Origin of the sequence: Chitinophaga sp. H8 (genome assembly GCF_040567655.1) — a bacterium.
GTDB classification, from domain to species: domain Bacteria; phylum Bacteroidota; class Bacteroidia; order Chitinophagales; family Chitinophagaceae; genus Chitinophaga; species Chitinophaga defluvii.
Genome location: NZ_JBEXAC010000002.1, coordinates 1,322,951 through 1,340,901 on the forward strand (window position 1 = coordinate 1,322,951; position 17,951 = coordinate 1,340,901).

The 17,951-nt window shown below is 44.3% G+C and carries 16 protein-coding genes; 14 read left to right on the forward strand and 2 right to left on the reverse strand.

Annotated features, from left to right (window positions below):
* Positions 1-30: 30 nt before the first annotated feature.
* Both purN and ABR189_RS19270 read right to left on the reverse strand, forming a co-directional pair.
* On the reverse strand, positions 31-594 hold the full coding sequence (purN, locus tag ABR189_RS19265; protein WP_354662100.1) for a phosphoribosylglycinamide formyltransferase: 564 nt from the start codon (positions 592-594) through the stop codon (positions 31-33).
* 201 nt (positions 595-795) lie between these two features.
* A complete protein-coding gene (locus tag ABR189_RS19270) occupies positions 796-1,554 on the reverse strand; it encodes a copper resistance protein NlpE N-terminal domain-containing protein (protein WP_354662101.1) in 759 nt (252 codons plus the stop codon).
* 521 nt (positions 1,555-2,075) lie between these two features.
* Here ABR189_RS19270 and ABR189_RS19275 point away from each other — a divergent pair.
* From ABR189_RS19275 to ABR189_RS19340, 14 genes are all read left to right on the forward strand, one after another.
* Positions 2,076-3,350, forward strand: a complete 1,275-nt coding sequence (locus ABR189_RS19275) for a c-type cytochrome (RefSeq protein WP_354662102.1) — start codon at positions 2,076-2,078, stop codon at positions 3,348-3,350.
* Positions 3,351-3,455: 105 nt separating this feature from the next.
* Positions 3,456-6,515: a TAT-variant-translocated molybdopterin oxidoreductase gene (locus ABR189_RS19280; protein ID WP_354662103.1), complete on the forward strand. Its 3,060-nt coding sequence runs from the start codon at positions 3,456-3,458 to the stop codon at positions 6,513-6,515.
* Between the two features lie 113 nt (positions 6,516-6,628).
* Positions 6,629-8,062, forward strand: coding sequence for an NrfD/PsrC family molybdoenzyme membrane anchor subunit (gene nrfD, locus ABR189_RS19285; RefSeq protein ID WP_354662104.1), 1,434 nt, complete (start codon positions 6,629-6,631; stop codon positions 8,060-8,062).
* Between the two features lie 87 nt (positions 8,063-8,149).
* Entirely contained in the window at positions 8,150-8,743 is a 594-nt protein-coding gene (locus ABR189_RS19290) for a DUF3341 domain-containing protein (RefSeq protein ID WP_354662105.1), read from the forward strand.
* Between the two features lie 40 nt (positions 8,744-8,783).
* Positions 8,784-9,383 (forward strand): c-type cytochrome, encoded by a 600-nt coding sequence (locus tag ABR189_RS19295; RefSeq protein WP_354662106.1) that lies wholly within the window; start codon positions 8,784-8,786, stop codon positions 9,381-9,383.
* 43 nt (positions 9,384-9,426) lie between these two features.
* Positions 9,427-10,632, forward strand: coding sequence for a quinol:cytochrome C oxidoreductase (locus ABR189_RS19300; RefSeq protein WP_354662107.1), 1,206 nt, complete (start codon positions 9,427-9,429; stop codon positions 10,630-10,632).
* A 70-nt stretch (positions 10,633-10,702) separates the two neighbouring features.
* Positions 10,703-11,737 carry a cytochrome c oxidase subunit II gene (locus ABR189_RS19305; protein ID WP_354662108.1) on the forward strand — a complete coding sequence of 345 codons (1,035 nt, stop codon included), beginning with the start codon at positions 10,703-10,705 and terminating at the stop codon, positions 11,735-11,737.
* A 117-nt stretch (positions 11,738-11,854) separates the two neighbouring features.
* Complete coding sequence (locus ABR189_RS19310) at positions 11,855-13,675, forward strand: cytochrome c oxidase subunit I (RefSeq protein WP_354662109.1); 1,821 nt, start codon at positions 11,855-11,857, stop codon at positions 13,673-13,675.
* A gap of 87 nt (positions 13,676-13,762) precedes the next feature.
* Positions 13,763-14,671: a heme o synthase gene (gene cyoE / locus ABR189_RS19315; RefSeq protein WP_354662110.1), complete on the forward strand. Its 909-nt coding sequence runs from the start codon at positions 13,763-13,765 to the stop codon at positions 14,669-14,671.
* 17 nt (positions 14,672-14,688) lie between these two features.
* Complete coding sequence (locus ABR189_RS19320) at positions 14,689-15,252, forward strand: cytochrome c oxidase subunit 3 (protein ID WP_354662111.1); 564 nt, start codon at positions 14,689-14,691, stop codon at positions 15,250-15,252.
* 27 nt (positions 15,253-15,279) lie between these two features.
* A complete protein-coding gene (locus ABR189_RS19325) occupies positions 15,280-15,954 on the forward strand; it encodes a cytochrome c oxidase subunit 3 (protein ID WP_354662112.1) in 675 nt (224 codons plus the stop codon).
* A gap of 140 nt (positions 15,955-16,094) precedes the next feature.
* Entirely contained in the window at positions 16,095-16,499 is a 405-nt protein-coding gene (locus tag ABR189_RS19330; protein ID WP_354662113.1) for a cytochrome C oxidase subunit IV family protein, read from the forward strand.
* A gap of 75 nt (positions 16,500-16,574) precedes the next feature.
* On the forward strand, positions 16,575-17,246 hold the full coding sequence (locus tag ABR189_RS19335; RefSeq protein ID WP_354662114.1) for an SCO family protein: 672 nt from the start codon (positions 16,575-16,577) through the stop codon (positions 17,244-17,246).
* Between the two features lie 130 nt (positions 17,247-17,376).
* Complete coding sequence (locus ABR189_RS19340; RefSeq protein WP_354662115.1) at positions 17,377-17,949, forward strand: DUF420 domain-containing protein; 573 nt, start codon at positions 17,377-17,379, stop codon at positions 17,947-17,949.
* The last annotated feature ends 2 nt before the right edge of the window (positions 17,950-17,951 follow it).

Below are 17,951 nucleotides of genomic sequence, written 5' to 3' on the forward strand. Positions count from 1 at the left end.
GCGGGTTCTGGCCTGGGGCCCACCTGCAATCTAAGACAATAATCGTTCCACAATTATAGGATACCAGTGGTGTTCCAGGGTTAATACTTTACGTGCTACACTTTCCGGTGTATCCTCTGGCGTAATGTCACAACGTTCCTGCAGGATAGGTGCACCATCATCATATTTTTCATTCACGTAATGAATGGTAATACCACTTACTTTCTCTCCGGCATTTACCACTGCTTCATGTACAAAGTGACCGTACATACCTTTACCACCATATTTTGGTAACAGTGCAGGGTGTATATTAATGATGCGGTCAGGAAAAGCCTGTACCAGGTTGGCTGGTACCTTCCATAAAAAACCTGCCAGCACGATCAGGTCTGCCGGCAGTTGCTGCAACAGCTGTACATAAGTATCTGAGTGAAAGAATTTTTCCTTTTCGATGATAACGCTTTCAATTCCTTCCCTTTCTGCAATTTGCAGGATGCCTGCGCCGGGTTTATTGCAAAGGATCAGGGTTACCCGCGCTTTATCTGAATGTCTGAAATGGTCAATGATTTTTTGTGCGTTACTCCCTGTGCCTGAAGCAAAAATGGCAATATTTTTCAAAGTAGATGCAGTTTTTTGAACAGCTGCAAAAGTAGTTTTTTTAGTTGACAGTGGGGAAGCTGCCGGTCAGGTAATCTTATGCCGGGCAGCGGGACTTGGGAACACCGTAATATGAGGTGTCCCAGGAATTGTATCGGGCAGATGGCCGCAGCCTTCATGTTGCTACCCTGTCACCGGATGCATCCGGTGATAGGGTATTGTTTATTTAATATATTGTCCGCATCCGCGGTAAGTTTTATCATTCGCTTCTACCTGAACGGAGCAGGGGGACATGAACCCACTCATATCATCCATACACATGGTATTCCGGATGCTGACCTTCAGTTTGCCGGAGGTATAGGTTTTGAGTGTATCTGTATTGGGGTTGGCAGCTGGTAATGGGGCCGACAGGGAATCCCCGTTCATGTTACGGAAGAGGAGTTGTTTTTTATTGATTTCCAGGCTCCATCCCGGCTCATTCCCATTGGCCATGAAGCTGACACCTGATTGGGCCTTTTCCCGGAGATAAGTATGGTTACCTCCCCCTTCCACATGCTTTAATATATAATAGGACGCCAGGGCACCGGTAATGACCTGTCCGGAGCCATCGAGCTGGGTAAGCTGATGGGCGCCGGCTAAAAAGCGGCGGATTACTTTACCATCCTGTACCAGGACGGTATCAGCAGCCTGGGTCCATTTGCCGGTGGTGACTTCTGCAATATTATTCCCCCTGCCCTGGTAGGCGGTGATAGCCTGGTAGGAGCTATCCTCGTATAAGCTGAGCTGATAATCGATGCCGGGGCAATCTGCGCAGGGGAGGGTACCTTGGTAGCTGCCGGTAACAGGTTCACCTGCAGTAGTGGTAACAGGGGTGGAAGTACTGGCAGGAATACTATCCTGGTTTTGTTGTCCGGGGGTACCTGATTGGCAGGCTGCAAACAGGAACAAAATGGCAGATATGCAAGATATTCTATATAACATAAGCTGGTTTTTTAAGCATTGAATTGAACATTCCAGGTGTTTAAGAGGTTATATATGGTGGTAAAACAATCAAAGTATAATACCGGGGTGCGCATATCAAAAATAGGCATATATTTATAAAGCATCCTCTTTGAAGACCACTATTCTGTATCCAATAATTTTACCGAAAGAGGAGATAAGTATTTTTGGGAAGTAAGTAAAAATGGAATTAAGTATCATTTTTTGCCAAAATACTACACTTGTTACACCATATTATATGCGCACTATTTATAGATAGGTGTGTTTAAAAGCAATAATAACGCCGGTGGATATATTTAAGATTCGGTAACATGAGAATTATCTGAGATCGTCTAATGAGCCATGAGCCGGCATTCATGTAACAGGCCTCCTATTCCTATAGTCAAAAACAGGCATAGCTGCAAGTAAGAAATTTTTTTAATTGTTGATAAATTGTCAACATTCTGTCTTATTTTTGTGGGCACTTTTAAGAAACTTTAGGTCAAATCTAAACTATATAGGCTGTGTATCGTCGTGTTTCCATTCTTTTGCGCAAGCATTTTGTGAGTGTGCTTATCCTATGCGCTGGTCTAGTATTACTCTCTTCTACCTTAAAGGCAGCGGACCCTGCGAAGGGTAAAGCATTGTTTCAGCAAGATTGTGCTTCCTGCCATAATGTCCACAAGAAATTGACTGGACCTGCCCTTAAAGGAGTGGAAGAGAGATGGTCTGATAAGAAATTATTGCACCAATGGATCCATAACTCCGCTGCAGTGTTGGCTACAGGTGATGTTTATGCAAACAACCTGTTTAACGAGTATAATAAGCTCGCCATGACTCCTTTCCCGAACTTATCGGAAGAGGACATTGATAACATCCTGGCCTACATCGCTGTAGAAGGAGCCAAGGAACCTGGAGGTGCCAAGCCTGAAGCTGGTGCAGCCGGTGCCGGTGCTGCCAAGGAAAGTGGTGACAACAGCCTGCTGTTTGGCATCATTACCCTGGTATTGGCAGTAGTAGCACTGATCCTGATGCAGATCAACAGCAATCTGAACAAGCTGGCTGCTGACAAGGAAGGTGTAGCAACAGTAGAACCAGTACCTTTCTACAAGAACAAGGCATACATTGCGCTTTGCATACTGCTGCTGTTTATAGTAGGTGGTTACTTTACTATCAATGGAGCTATTGGCCTGGGGCGTCAGAAAGACTACATGCCAGAGCAACCGATCTTCTACTCTCACAAGGTTCACGCAGGTATTAACCAGATCAACTGTCTGTATTGCCACGCTGGCGCTGAAAAGAGCAAGCATGCTATGATTCCTTCTGAAAACATCTGTATGAACTGTCACAAGGCGGTGAATGAATACACCGGTCCTCAGCTGTTCACTGCAGAAGGTAAGAAAGTAGATGGTACTGCAGAGATTCATAAATTGTATGAGCACGTAGGATGGGATCCTGCTGTGAATCAATATACCAAACCCGGCAAGCCTATTGAGTGGACCAAGATCCACAACCTGCCTGACCACGTATACTTCAATCACTCCCAACACGTGGTAGCCGGAAAACAACAATGCCAAACCTGCCATGGTGCTATTCAGGATATGGACGAAGTACATCAGTTTGCTGATCTGTCTATGGGATGGTGCGTAAACTGTCACCGTACTACTAAAGTTCAGTTCAACGACAACAAGTACTACAGCATATTTGAGAAGTTCCACGAAGATGTCAAGAATCACAAGATAGACAGCGTGACTGTAGAAATGGTGGGTGGTACTGAATGTCAAAAATGTCACTACTAATAATAACTGGAATTTGCGGGTAACTTCATCCGCAAATTCTTTGTTTTGAATATCTCAGCATCGAGAAACCAAATTTTATAAAATCGTAACTCGTTAATAAATAACATGGAGCAAAAAAAGTATTGGAAAGGCTTGGAGGAGTTGCACAATACCAATGCACATAAGGAAATTGTGGATAACGAATTCAGAGAAGAACTGCCATTTGAGAGTGAGAGCCTGTTGAATGCCACTACCCCCCGCCGGGATTTCCTGAAATACCTTGGTTTTACTACAGCAGCCGCTACTATTGCTGCCAGCTGTGAAATACCAGTTAAGAAAGCGATTCCTTATGTAAATAAGCCTGAGGAGATTACTCCTGGTGTTGCTAACTATTATGCTTCTACTTACGCTGTAGACGGAGAATATGTGCCATTAGTGGTAAAGACCCGTGAAGGCCGTCCGATCAAAGTAGAAGGAAATACTTTGTCTTCCGTTACACAGGGTGCTACTACTGCCAAAGTACAGGGATCTGTACTGGCGCTGTATGATGTAGCCCGTTTACGCTATCCTACTATCAGCGGCAGCGAAACAACCTGGACAGAACTGGACAAGCAGGTAGCTGCAGCACTGGCAGGTTTAGGCGGTGCTCCCGTAGTACTGTTAAGCTCAACTATTATCAGCCCGTCTACCAAAAAAGTAATTGGTGAGTTCCTGGCTAAATATCCAAATTCCCGTCACGTTACCTACGATGCCGTATCACATTCCGGTATGCTGCAGGCCAACGAACTGGCATATGGTAAAAAAACGATTCCCGGATACCACTTTGAAAATGCAAAGGCTATTGTGAGCCTGGGAGCAGATTTCTTAGGTACCTGGATCAACCCTGCTGAATATTCCCGTCAGTTTGCACAAACCCGTAAGATCGATGCGAAGAAACCTGAGATGAGCAAGCTCTTCCAGTTTGAAAGCATGATGAGCCTTACCGGTGCCAATGCAGACGAAAGATATACACACGTTCCTTCTGAAACCGGCGCTATCGCATTAGCATTGCTGGCAGCAGTAGGTGGTACGGTAAGTGCGCCTGCTATTGCTGACAAACGTGTAGCGGATGGTATCCAGAAAGCAGCAAAAGAACTGAAGGCAAATGCCGGTAAAGCACTGGTAGTAAGCGGTTCTAATGATGTAAACGTACAGTTGATCGTTAATGCCATCAACAACCTGGTAGGTGCAAACGGTACTACCATTGACTGGGCCACTACTGCCAATTACCGTCAGGGTATTGATGGAGATATGGCACAGCTGGTAAGCGATATGAACGCCGGTAGCATTGGTGCCCTGTTAGTATATGGCGCTAATCCTGCTTACGATTATCATGACGCTGCGAAGTTTGCAGAAGGTGTGAAAAAAGTAAAGCTCTCTGTTAGCTTTAACGACAGAAAAGACGAAACTTCCGAATTATGTAAATATGCCGCTCCTGATCATCATTTCCTGGAAAGCTGGGGTGATGTGGAAGGTAAAACCGGCTATTTCAGTTTCATACAGCCTACCATTGCACCGTTGTTTAAAACACGTGCTTTTGAAGATACTTTACTTACCTGGAGTGCTAACCCCACTACCTGGGTGGAGTATCTGAAAGGTTCCTGGATCAGCAAATTAGGCGGACAGGAAGCATGGGATAAGGCATTACAGGATGGTGTTATTGAGCCTGCTACCGCACCTGCATTAGGTGGTGCTTCCTTTGCCGGAGATGTAGCTGGTGCTGCCGCTAAGATCAGCAGTGCTAAGAAAGGTGGTAAATATGAGCTGGTACTGTATGAAAAAGTAGCTATCGGTAATGGTAAACTGGCTAACAATCCCTGGTTACAGGAAATGCCTGATCCTATCACCCGTGCTACCTGGGATAACTACGCTTGTGTATCCAATACATTGGCTAAGGAATTCAAGATGCAGCTGGGAGATGATTATGAAATCCATGCTGATAAGAAAGTACTGAAAATTAAAGCAAATGGCAAGGAAATAGAATTACCGTTACTGATTGTACCGGGATTGCATCCTAACGTAATTGCCATTGCAGTAGGATATGGCCGTAGCAAGCATACAGGTAGAGCAGCCGGTGAAATCGGTAAAAACGCTTATCCTTTTGTAAGCTTTAACGGCACTAACCGGGATTACTTTGCTGCCGATGCTGCTGTAGAAGCCACCGGCGCATCTTACCCAGTTGGTTTAACACAAACACACAACAGTTACGAAGGTCGTCCTATCATCAAGGAAACTACTTTACAGGAGTTTATCCATAACCCTAAAGAAGTAAATGAAGACAGGGCTGAGCTGGCAAAATATGGTGCTGACTTCCGTAAGGATGGCACGCTTTATCCTGATCATCCTTATCCTGGTATCAAGTGGGGCATGTCTATTGACCTGAACACCTGCTTTGGTTGTGGTGCTTGTACCATTGCCTGTCAGGCGGAGAATAACGTATCAGTAGTAGGTAAAGAGCAGGTGATCCTGGCGCATGAAATGCACTGGATCCGTATTGACCGTTACTTCAGCGGAGATGAAAACAATCCGGAAGTAGTGTTCCAGCCGATGCTGTGTCAGCATTGTGATAATGCACCTTGCGAAAACGTTTGTCCGGTAGCAGCTACCAACCACAGTTCTGAAGGTTTGAACCAGATGGCATATAACCGTTGTATCGGTACCCGTTATTGCGCGAACAACTGTCCTTACAAAGTACGTCGCTTTAACTGGAGAGACTGGAACGGTGCAGATAGCTTCGCAGATAACCTGTATGATGTAGCAGATATGAATGATAACCTGACCAGGATGGTACTGAACCCGGATGTGGTGGTACGTAGCCGTGGTACGATGGAAAAATGTTCTTTCTGTGTACAACGTTTACAGGATGGTAAACTGGCTGCCAAGAAAGCTGGTCGTCCATTGAAAGACGGTGAAGCAAAAACTGCCTGTCAGCAAGCTTGTGGTGCAGATGCGATTGTATTTGGTAATGTAAATGATAAGGAGAGTGAAATATTCAAGATCCGTAATGTAGAGCAGACCGACAGGATGTTCTATGTACTGGAAGAATTGCACGTATTACCTTCTATCAGCTACCTGGCCAAGATCAGAAATAAAGACGCGGCTCCTAAGGCAGAAAAAGCTCACAAGGAAGAAGGACATCACGCATAACAGGCTTGGCAGGTAATTGTCAGGCGCTGTTGAAGCGGCAATCAGAGAATTAGAGATTATAAAAATAGAAAAGGGCTAGTAGCTAGAAGCTAGCAGCTAAAGCTTAAAGAACTATGCATTTAAAGTACGAATCCACACTGAGAGAACCTTTAGTAGACGGGGTTAAGGATTATCACCAGGTTACGGAGGATATTATCCGTCCTATTGAGGCCAAGCCTGGTAAACTGTGGTATGTAGGCTTTGCCATTTCAATAATGCTGTTATTATTTGGCGCATTTTCTGTAACCTGGGAAGTCTATTGGGGTACAGGGGTGTGGAATCTGAACAAAACAGTAGGTTGGGGTTGGGATATTACCAACTTCGTGTGGTGGGTAGGTATCGGTCATGCCGGTACACTGATATCCGCTATCTTGTTGCTGTTCCGTCAGGGATGGCGTACCGGGGTAAACCGTGCAGCAGAAGCGATGACGATCTTTGCGGTAATGTGTGCGGGTCAGTTCCCGATTTTCCACATGGGTCGTGTATGGATGGCATTCTTTGTATTGCCTTACCCTAATACCCGCGGACCTTTGTGGGTGAACTTCAACTCTCCCCTGTTGTGGGACGTATTTGCGATCTCTACGTACTTTACGGTATCCTTATTATTCTGGTACTCTGGTTTGATTCCTGACTTCGCCAGTGTGCGTGACAGGGCTAAAACCAAGTTGCGTAAATTATTATATGGTGTAGCTTCTTTTGGCTGGACTGGTTCTACCAAGCACTGGCAGCGTCATGAAGCACTCTCCCTGGTACTGGCAGGGTTATCTACCCCACTGGTACTTTCTGTACACACGATAGTATCCTTTGACTTTGCTACCTCTGTAATTCCCGGTTGGCATACTACGATCTTCCCTCCTTACTTTGTGGCTGGTGCGATCTTCTCCGGTTTTGCGATGGTACAAACGTTGCTGATCATTACCCGTAAAATACTGAGCCTGGAAGAGTATATCACTATTGGCCACATGGAAGCCATGAACAAGGTGATTGTATTAACCGGTTCGATAGTAGGTTGTGCGTATTTAACAGAAATATTCATGGCCTGGTATTCTGCGGTACCATATGAATTCGACTCTTTCTATAAATACCGTGCAGCAGGTCCGTTGGGTTGGTCTTACTGGATCATGATGACCTGTAACGTAATTTCTCCGCAGGTGTTCTGGTTCCGGAAAATGAGAAGGAATGTGATGGTAACATTCGTAATGTCTATCATTGTAAACATCGGTATGTGGTTTGAACGTTTTGTAATCATCTGTACTTCCCTGTATCGTGATTACCTGCCCTCCAGCTGGGTTTACTATCGTCCATCCTGGCCGGAAGTAGGTTTTTACCTGGGAACTTTCGGATTGTTCTTTACCTGCTTCTTCCTGTTTGCCAAATACTTCCCTGTAATTGCAGTAGCGGAAATCAAGCATGTGCTGAAAACTTCCGGTGAGAACTACAAGGAAGGTATGGTGAAGTATGAAGAAGAGAGCCCGGAGAAATTTGCGCATGATGTACATGCACATTAATAGCAGACAGCAGCGGTAAGCATCAGTCTGCTGCGGATGGCAAACATTGAATTGGTAATTAATTTAGGAACTTGAATTTTTCAACATATGGCTGTTAAAAATTTTGTTGTAGGCTGTTTTGATGATGAGGCGGTGTTGTTTCCGGCGGTAAAGAAAGTACGCACTGCCGGGTACAAGATTCACGATGTATACACTCCCTTTCCTGTACACGGCCTGGATCATGCCATGGGCCTGAGGGAAACCAGCCTGCATACAGCCGGTTTTATATATGGTATTACCGGTACTACTACGGCATTATCTTTCATGGGTTGGGTATTTACTACTGACTGGCCTCTGAACATTGGCGGTAAACCACATTTTCCTTTACCGGCGTTTATTCCTATTACGTTTGAGTTAACAGTATTGTTCTCTGCGGTAGGTATGGTACTTACTTTTTGTTATCTGTGCCAGTTAGCACCGTTTGTAAAGAAACATATCTTTCACCCGCGTCAGACAGACGATAAGTTTGTAATGGCGATAGAGCTGACCAGCAAAACCAATGCGGAAGAAGTGAAGAGCTATCTGGCCAGTGTTGGGGCAACAGAAATTCACGAGCAGCGTGCAGAAACCGGATGGTGGTATGGCCGTTTTGACCGTGATGATAAATTTTATGCTGCACCAGCGGAGCCGGTGAACGCGTAAGCAGGAAAAGAAAAAAGTGTATTAAATCTATTGATGAAACATGAAAAGGACTTCCAACATATTGATTGCAGCTGCTTTGATAAGCGGAGCTTTCCTGTCAGCTTGCAAGGATAACAGAAAGCCCGGTAAGATCTATATGCCAGATATGTATGAATCCAGGGCATATGAGTTTTATGATGCCCGTTTGGCAGGAATGAAACCAGTGGAAGGAACTGTGAAGAGAGGGGAGCTGTTGCCTTACCACCTGAAAGAAGCAGATACTGCTTTGGCCAATGGTGTTAAGAATCCGCTGACCCTTACCAAGATGGATCTGGCAGAAGGTCAGCGTCTGTATGATATTTACTGTGGCATCTGCCATGGCACTAAACTGGATGGTAATGGTCCGTTGTATAAAGGTGGGGACGGTCCTTACCCTGCAGCACCAGCCAACCTGGTAAGTGGCGCTAAAGCTAATTACTCAGAAGGCCGCCTGTTTCACGTAATGACTTATGGTTATAACATGATGGGTAGCTACGCCAGCCAACTGGACAGAGAGCAACGCTGGAAAGTGGCCGCATATATTAAAAGTATGCAACCTGGAGGTGCAAAGCCTGCAGCAACTGCTCCGGCAGCCGCAGCAGATAGCACTGTAGCTAAATAATTAAGTTAAACTGAATTTCAAACAAGTATTTTAATATACAGTAATGAAAGACCAATTTGTAGTTCCGGCAAGATTAAAAACGATTAGTTTCGTGTTAATGGGCATTGGCTTGCTGTCTTTATTGATCGGGTTATTTGCCTTCCAGGGCGAACATGCTACCCGTTTTTGGGCTGGCCTGTTGCAGAACAGCACCTACTTTTTGTTGATTACCCTGGCCAGCACCTTCTTTATTGGTGTTACCACACTGGCACATGGTGGCTGGCAGATGGCCTTCCGCCGTGTACCTGAGGCTATTTCCATGGCAGTTCCCGTACTGGGCGGTATTGCACTGATTGTGCTGCTGATACTGGCGCTGGGAGAAAAAGAACATATTTACCACTGGGTAAATGCACATCACGTTGCAGAAGACAGGGTATTGAACTGGAAATCTGCGTTCCTCAACAAGAGCTTCTTTATAGTAGCTACCATATTAACGATTGGTGCATGGTGCTTCTTCACCATTAAGTTGCGGAGAATGTCTATAGAAGAAGATAGCTGGGACCTGCGTCCTGAAACCGGCCGTAAAATCCTGTGGAGAAACACAGTATGGTGCGGTGGTTTTATCGTAATCTTCGTATTAACAGTGGGTTCTACTACCCCATGGTTCTGGTTAATGAGTATTGATGCACACTGGTATTCTACCATGTACAGCTGGTATACTTTTGCCAGTACGTTTGTATCAGGGATGGCCCTGATCACCCTGTTTGTGATTTACCTGAAAAGCAAAGGTTACCTGCCTTTGGTAAATGAAGAGCACTTGCATGACCTGGGTAAGTTTGTATTTGCATTCAGCATTTTCTGGACTTATCTTTGGTTCTCACAATATATGCTGATCTGGTATGCCAACATACCTGAGGAAACAACCTATTTCCAGCCACGTGTTTGGGGACCTTTCAGACCAATATTTTTCCTGAACCTGCTGATTAACTTTATTACGCCACTGTTGTTTTTGATGAAGCGTGATCCAAAGCGTAACTATACTTCCATGGCTTTCATTTCAGCATTGATTGTAGCAGGTCACTGGATGGATTTTTATCAGATGGTAATGCCGGGCACTGTGCACGAACTGCATTTCCCCTGGTATGAACTGGGATTAGGAGCTGGTTTTGTTGGAATCATCATGTTAGTGGTAGCTAATCAATTGGCTAAAGCATCATTAACACCTAAAAATCACCCTTATCTGAAAGAAAGTATTGTTCATCATACTTAATAAAGGTGAGCGAAAGGAGATTGAAGCAAACAACAAAAAGCATTAGATAACTTAATTATTTCATATAGCAATGTCAGGATTTTTAGCAGTCTTAGTTGTTGTTCTCATATTCATAGTCATCTTCCAGATTGCGAAGGCGAGCGAATATGTGTCCATATTGAAGGGAGAAAAGAAGTCGCGTCAGCAGAGTAACCGTATAAACGGCTTTTTGCTCATTGCATTTCTGGTCCTGGGGCTAGTAGGTGTTTACTACTGTAATGACATTTTAAAGGGAAAGATACTGGGCGACTCTGCTTCTGAGCAGGGAGAAGGTATTGACACCCTGATTTATGTGACTTTAGCAATTACCGGAATTGTATTTGTAATTACCCAGATTCTTTTATTCTGGTTTGCATATAAATACCAGGAGCGTGAAGGCCAGAAAGCCTTTTATTTCCCGCACAATAACAAGCTGGAGGTGATCTGGACTGTTATACCTGCTATTGCATTAACCATTCTGGTGGCTTTTGGTTTAAAGCACTGGTTTCAGATTACATCTGAAGCACCTAAAGATGCTGCTATCGTAGAAATTACAGGTAAGCAGTTTAACTGGATGATCCGTTATGCAGGTAAAGATGGTTTACTGGGCCGCAAAGATTTCAAGAAAATTGATGCAGCAGGCAGTAACCCATTAGGCCAGGATTGGGAAGACCAGTTGAACAAGGATGATATTATGTCCAGCGAAATGCACCTGGTAGTAAACAAACCGGTGAAACTGATCATTGGTTCTCAGGATGTAATTCATGACGTGGGTTTACCTCACTTCCGTTTAAAGATGGATGCTGTACCTGGTATTCCTACTACGCTGTGGTTTACACCTAAGTATACTACCAAGCAAATGAAAGAAAAGACCGGTAATCCGGATTTCGTATACGAAATTTCCTGTGATCAGATGTGTGGTTCCGGTCACTATTCCATGAGAGCGGTGATTGTAGTGGAAACACAGGAAGAGTTTGATGCATGGGCAGCTAAACAAAAGTCGCAGTATGATCTGGCACATGCCACTGCTGCTCCGGCCGCACCAGCAGCTGATAGTACACAAAAAGCAGTAGCTGCTAACAAGTAAGCAGTAAATTTGTGTAGCGAAATAAAGTTTTTTTGACGGAGGACATTTAAAATTAAAAGACAAACTGATAACGAAGATACTTCCCGTGTATCAGTTTAATAATAAACCGAACCGATTATGAGTCACGAAGCAACATTGCACAGTCAGCAGGAGGTAATGCAGCACGGCGCGGTAGCGCATGATCATCACGATCATGAACACCATCATGAGGACAGCTTCATTTCGAAGTATGTGTTTAGCATGGACCACAAAATGATTGCCAAGCAGTTCCTGATCACAGGGATTATCTGGGCGATTATTGGTGCCTTCTTTTCTGTGTTGTTCCGTTTGCAATTGGGCTTTCCTGATGCGACTTTTCCATGGCTGGAATCTATATTAGGCCATTGGGCGAAAGGTGGTCGTATCACTGCCGAGGCATACTATGCCCTGGTTACCATGCACGGTACCATTCTCGTATTCTTTGTATTAACTGCCGGTCTGAGCGGTACCTTCTCGAACCTGCTGATTCCTTTGCAGGTAGGTGCCCGTGACATGGCCTCTCCTTTCATGAACATGCTGAGCTACTGGTTCTTCTTCCTGGCCAGCCTGGTAATGATGGCTTCCCTGTTTGTACAAACAGGTCCGGCTTCCGGAGGATGGACAGCTTATCCCCCACTCAGTGCGTTGGGAGATGCTTCTATCGGTTCTAAAATAGGTATGGATCTCTGGCTCACCAGTATGGCACTGTTCGTAGTGTCTCAGTTACTGGGTGGTCTGAACTATATTTCTACTATTCTGAACATGCGTACCAAGGGGATGGCGATGACCAAAATACCATTAACTATCTGGTCATTCTTCTTTACTGCTATCCTGGGCGTATTGTCTTTCCCGGTATTATTATCCGGTTTTATCCTGTTACTGTTTGATCGTCATGCCGGTACAAGTTTCTACCTGTCTGACCTGTATGTAGCCGGAAAGGTATTATCTAACGAAGGTGGTAGCGCCATTCTGTACCAGCACTTGTTCTGGTTCCTGGGGCACCCTGAAGTATATATTATCATTCTCCCTGCCATGGGTATGGTATCTGAAGTACTGGCCATCAGCTCACGCAAGCCTATCTTTGGTTACCTGGCGATGATCGGTTCTCTGTTTGCGATTTGTATCCTGGCGTTTGTAGTATGGGCGCACCATATGTTCGTAACAGGTCTGAATCCGTTCCTGGGAGCGTTCTTTGTACTGTTAACGTTATTGATTGCGGTACCATCGGCGATTAAGGTATTTAACTGGATTACCACCATCTGGAAAGGTAATATCCGGTTTACCCCGGCGGCCCTGTTCTCTATCGGTTTTGTGAGCACTTTCATCTCCGGTGGTTTAACAGGTATCTGGTTAGGTAACTCTACCATTGATATTCACCTGCATGATACTTACTTTGTAATTGCACACTTCCATATTGTAATGGGTGTATCTGCATTCTTTGGTATGTTTGCGGGTATCTATCATTGGTTCCCTAAAATGTATGGCCGTTTCATGAACAACACGATTGGCTACATACATTTCTGGATTACGCTGGTAGGTGCATACCTGATCTTCTGGCCTATGCACTACGAAGGTATGGCAGGTATGCCAAGAAGGTATTATGACTATTCCAACTGGGAATCGTTCAAACAGTTCAACGGGCTGAATCAGTTTATCAGTTATGTGGTAATCATGGTGTTTGCAGTACAGCTGTTGTTTGTATTCAACTTCTTCTATAGCATTTTCAAAGGACGTAAGTTAACCACTACCAATCCATGGAATGCTACTACGCTGGAGTGGACTACACCTATTCATCCTGGTCACGGTAACTGGCCTGGTGAAATTCCGGAAGTACACCGTTGGGCATATGATTACAGTAAAGACGGTAAGGATTTCATTCCGCAAACTGTGCCTGTTTCTGCAGACGAATCCAAGCACTAATTGGATGGCGGATTGCAGCCGGTAGAAGTTTAAAAAGTGAAGAAAGCTAAATAAGATGGTCCATGATTTAAAACCATGGACCATCGAATGAAAAACATGTTGCAAGAAAACACCATAAAGTTGTCGTCGTCGTATGCAGTAGCCAGCAAGGCCAGGGATTATTTCCAGCTCATGAAGTTTAATTTAACTTTCATGGTGGTATTTTCTTCTGTAGTTGCTTACTTACTGGTGCCGGGAGTGGAGTTTAACTTGATCAAAGTTCTTTTATTATTTGCAGGAGGATTGCTGGTATCAGGATCAGCGAATACCATTAATCAGATCTGGGAGAAAGAAACGGATAAGCTGATGGCGCGTACCGCAGTTCGTCCATTACCTGCCGGCCGGATGGCCGATACCGAGGCTATTTTCCTGGCGGTTATAACTGGCATAGGCGGGCTGGTCATTATGGTAGTGGCCTTTAACTGGCTGAGTGCTATATTAAGCCTGGTATCCCTGGTGATATACGGATTTGTATACACTCCCTGGAAGAAATGGAATTCCCTGGCAGTATTGGTGGGGGCTATTCCTGGCGCATTACCTTTATTAATCGGATGGGCAGCAGGTGCTAATGAACTGAGTGAAGGAGGCTGGGCCTTATTTGCGATACAGTTTTTATGGCAGTTTCCTCATTTCTGGGCTATTTGCTGGTTAGCGTATAAGGATTATGCCAAAGCAGGCTTTAAGCTGTTGCCGGCAAATGGTGAACCTAACAAGTTTACTGCCATGCAATCAGCTATGTATACCTTATTACTGATTCCAGCAGGAGTAGCGCCTTATTTTTTGAAACTGACCGGACCGGTATCTGCTATTATTGCGATTGCCGCCGGTATGTTTTTCCTGTTCCGTGCTATTAATTTATACCGGAAATGTGATGCGGTAGCAGCCCGCAAGCTGATGTTCGGGTCTTATATTTACCTGATGGTGGTGCAGCTGGCTTACCTGTTTGATAAAGTATAAAAGTAATTGGAGGAGTGATGCAAACAATGAGCGTACAACGTAAAAAAATACATCCACACAAGTATTCCCTGTGGATTGCAATGGGAAGCATGACAATGATGTTCATTGGCTTCACCAGCGCATACGTTGTGAAGAGAGCACAGGCAAACTGGTTGGCATTTGAATTGCCGCATATTTTCTGGTTGTCTACCGCTATTATTTTAATCAGTAGTTTAACCGTACATCTGGCATTGAAGCAGTTTAAGCTGCGCAATATGATACGGTATAAACAACTGATTACGCTGACAGCTTTTCTGGGAGTAGCATTTGCAGTATGCCAGGTAATGGGCTTCAAGCAGATGGCATCCTCCGGATTACCGCTGGATGGGCCGGTGTCAGCTTCTTTTATTTATGTTATTTTAGGCGTGCATATCCTGCACGTATTAGGTGGTGTGGTGGCTTTACTGGTGATGTTTGCCAGGGCTTACAGAACCAGGATACGTTCCTATAGTGCGGTGCCTATTGAAGTGGCAGCCACTTACTGGCATTTTGTAGATGTTTTGTGGATTTACCTGTTAATATTTTTAAGTATCGCCCGATAAACTTTATAAAAATTTATAAAACTAACAATGGATACAGCAGTTACAGCGAAGAAAAAATGGTGGGGTGGAGGATATTCTCCCTTTAATGTGAGCTATGGCAAGTTGATGATGTGGTACTTTCTGATGTCAGATGCGTTCACTTTTGGCGCTTTGCTGATATCATATGGCACCATCCGCTTTTCAAGCACCTCCTGGCCTGATCCCAACGAAGTATTCCATTCATTCCCCTTCATGGGGCATGCACACTTGCCACTGGTATTTGTGAGCTTAATGACCTTTATCCTCATCATGAGTTCTGTGACCATGGTGTTGGCAGTACATGCCGGTAAGCTCCGGAATCAGAAAGATGTGGCCAAGTGGATGATCTGGACCATTATTGGGGGTATTGCATTCTTAAGCTGTCAGGCATGGGAATGGATGCACCTGCACGAACAAGGTGCCTGGTGGGGCCGTAATCCGTTCAACAACCTGGATGGAACACCTGCCGGAACAAACTTTACCAACTTCTTTTTCACGATTACCGGTTTCCACGGTTTACACGTAACTTCGGGGGTAATTCTGAATATTATTATTCTGGCTAACGTACTGAAAGGAACTTACGAGAACCGCGGTCATTATGAAATGGTGGAGAAAGTAGGTTTATACTGGCACTTTGTGGATTTAGTTTGGGTATTTGTGTTCACTTGCTTCTACTTACTGTAAGCTGTAGAGAAGTAAGCCCGGATAAAGCCGGGAAATGATCACCGGAAGTATTTAATAATCAGGATATTCACAGCAGCGGGTAAAACTGCCGGTTTGGCCCGCCGCTAATTTTTAAGCAACAGCGTTTTAAATAACTCGTAATGGCACATACAGACACTGCAGTAGCGCACGAAGAACATGGGCATACTGATTCATCTACCAAAAGCATCTGGAGAACGTTCTGGATCCTGTTAGGTGTAACAGTTGTGGAAGTGGGACTGGCTTTTTTACATCTGGAAACAGGCTTCCCCAGCCGGTTGGTACTGAACTCCGTATTCATCGGTTTAACAATAGTAAAGGCATTTTACATTGTGGCTGAATTTATGCACTTACGCCATGAAATAAAGAACCTGATTTTAACGATCATGATTCCTTTATTGTTATTTGTATGGTTCATCATTGCCTTCCTGGCAGATGGAGATTCCTGGAAAAACATGAAAAAAGACCTGGCTCCGGGTACACCAGTACAAACTACTACTGTAACTAACGAGGCAGGACATCACTAATTCCTTCACCTTTTAAATTTACGTATCATTTCTCGGAAAGCGCTTTTAGGGTTGATGTTGGCAATATTGGTGCCGTTGTCTGGATATTTGATTGTGGATCATTATGGTAAGAATGTTGTACCTATACCACGTTACTATATCCCCGAGAGAGTTGACACCATTGTGAAAGATGGCAAAACGCAATATGATACGGTTTTCCATAAAATAGGCAATTTTGAACTGACCAATCAGTTAGGGCAAAAGGTTAGCCTGGATGACCTGAAAGGAAAGGTGTTGCTGGTAGACTTCTTTTTTACTTCCTGTCCGAGTATCTGCCCTAAACTCACTGCAAATCTTCAGAAAATACAGGAGGCCTATGTAAAGAATGACACTTTACTGCAGTTGTTGTCTTTTTCTGTAGATCCGGAAAGAGATTCTGTAGAGCGGTTAAGGAAGTATGGCTATGATCACCGGATTAACCCGGACAACTGGTGGTTATTAACCGGGGATAAGAAGGAGATTTATGATCTGGCCCGGCATGAGTTTTTTGTAAGTGTTACGGAGGGAGATGGCGGCCCGGATGATTTTATTCATACGGAAAAGCTGATCCTGATAGATAAAAACGGACATATCCGTGGATATTATGATGGTTTGGACGCCAATGCAGTCCGCCAATGTGCTAATGATATCGCGGTGTTGCATTTGGAGAAAGAGAAAAAACGACCCGGTTTCCTGAAGTTTTTAAAAGGACTGGTTTCCGGTAGTTGATGATACGAGGAAGCTATGAGCTACTGGTTGTCAGTTGCGGACAAGGCTGCTAAGCGCAGTACTTATTTTACCCCGAAACTGATGGCTCATGGCTCATAGCTTTTTTATTAGCATTTAATATTTCAGGATCATGGAATTAAAGAACAAAAACCTTAACCTGCCTATAGCGATTGTATCCGTTGTAATACCGGTAGTTGTAGCGATACTCTTTTATCTGCCACGTCCGGAAATGCATGCCGGCTTTGATGTCAGGATATTACCCTTGTTTCACGCCATTTTGAATTCTGCTACCGCTGTATTGTTAGTGGCCAGCCTGTACTTTATTAAAAACGGACACATTAAGGCCCATAAGGTAACCAATCTTATTGCAGTAGGGTTGTCTGTTATCTTCCTGATCTCTTATGTTACCTATCATTTCTTTACAGAATCTACCCGTTTCGGAGATATTAATCATGATGGTATAGTGGATGCTACTGAGAAAGCGATGTTAGGCGCCTCCCGGTATGCCTATTACTTTCTTTTACTGACGCATATTGTGCTGGCGGTAGTGATTGTACCACTGGTATTATTTACTTTACTCCGTGGGTTTCAGTCTGACTTTGTCCGTCATCGTAAAATAGCCCGTTATACCTGGCCTATCTGGTTTTATGTAGCAATTACCGGTGTGATCGTGTATATCATGATTTCCCCTTATTATGGATAGCT

Bases quoted from the DNA above. Each gene is read 5' to 3' on its own strand.
- ABR189_RS19270 (WP_354662101.1), bottom strand. From the start codon at position 1,554: ATGTTATATAGAATATCTTGCATATCTGCCATTTTGTTCCTGTTTGCA.
- ABR189_RS19280 (WP_354662103.1), top strand. From the start codon at position 3,456: ATGGAGCAAAAAAAGTATTGGAAAGGCTTGGAGGAGTTGCACAATACC.
- nrfD (WP_354662104.1), top strand. From the start codon at position 6,629: ATGCATTTAAAGTACGAATCCACACTGAGAGAACCTTTAGTAGACGGG.
- ABR189_RS19290 (WP_354662105.1), top strand. From the start codon at position 8,150: ATGGCTGTTAAAAATTTTGTTGTAGGCTGTTTTGATGATGAGGCGGTG.
- ABR189_RS19295 (WP_354662106.1), top strand. From the start codon at position 8,784: ATGAAAAGGACTTCCAACATATTGATTGCAGCTGCTTTGATAAGCGGA.
- ABR189_RS19300 (WP_354662107.1), top strand. From the start codon at position 9,427: ATGAAAGACCAATTTGTAGTTCCGGCAAGATTAAAAACGATTAGTTTC.
- ABR189_RS19305 (WP_354662108.1), top strand. From the start codon at position 10,703: ATGTCAGGATTTTTAGCAGTCTTAGTTGTTGTTCTCATATTCATAGTC.
- ABR189_RS19310 (WP_354662109.1), top strand. From the start codon at position 11,855: ATGAGTCACGAAGCAACATTGCACAGTCAGCAGGAGGTAATGCAGCAC.
- cyoE (WP_354662110.1), top strand. From the start codon at position 13,763: ATGAAAAACATGTTGCAAGAAAACACCATAAAGTTGTCGTCGTCGTAT.
- ABR189_RS19320 (WP_354662111.1), top strand. From the start codon at position 14,689: ATGCAAACAATGAGCGTACAACGTAAAAAAATACATCCACACAAGTAT.
- ABR189_RS19325 (WP_354662112.1), top strand. From the start codon at position 15,280: ATGGATACAGCAGTTACAGCGAAGAAAAAATGGTGGGGTGGAGGATAT.
- ABR189_RS19330 (WP_354662113.1), top strand. From the start codon at position 16,095: ATGGCACATACAGACACTGCAGTAGCGCACGAAGAACATGGGCATACT.
- ABR189_RS19340 (WP_354662115.1), top strand. From the start codon at position 17,377: ATGGAATTAAAGAACAAAAACCTTAACCTGCCTATAGCGATTGTATCC.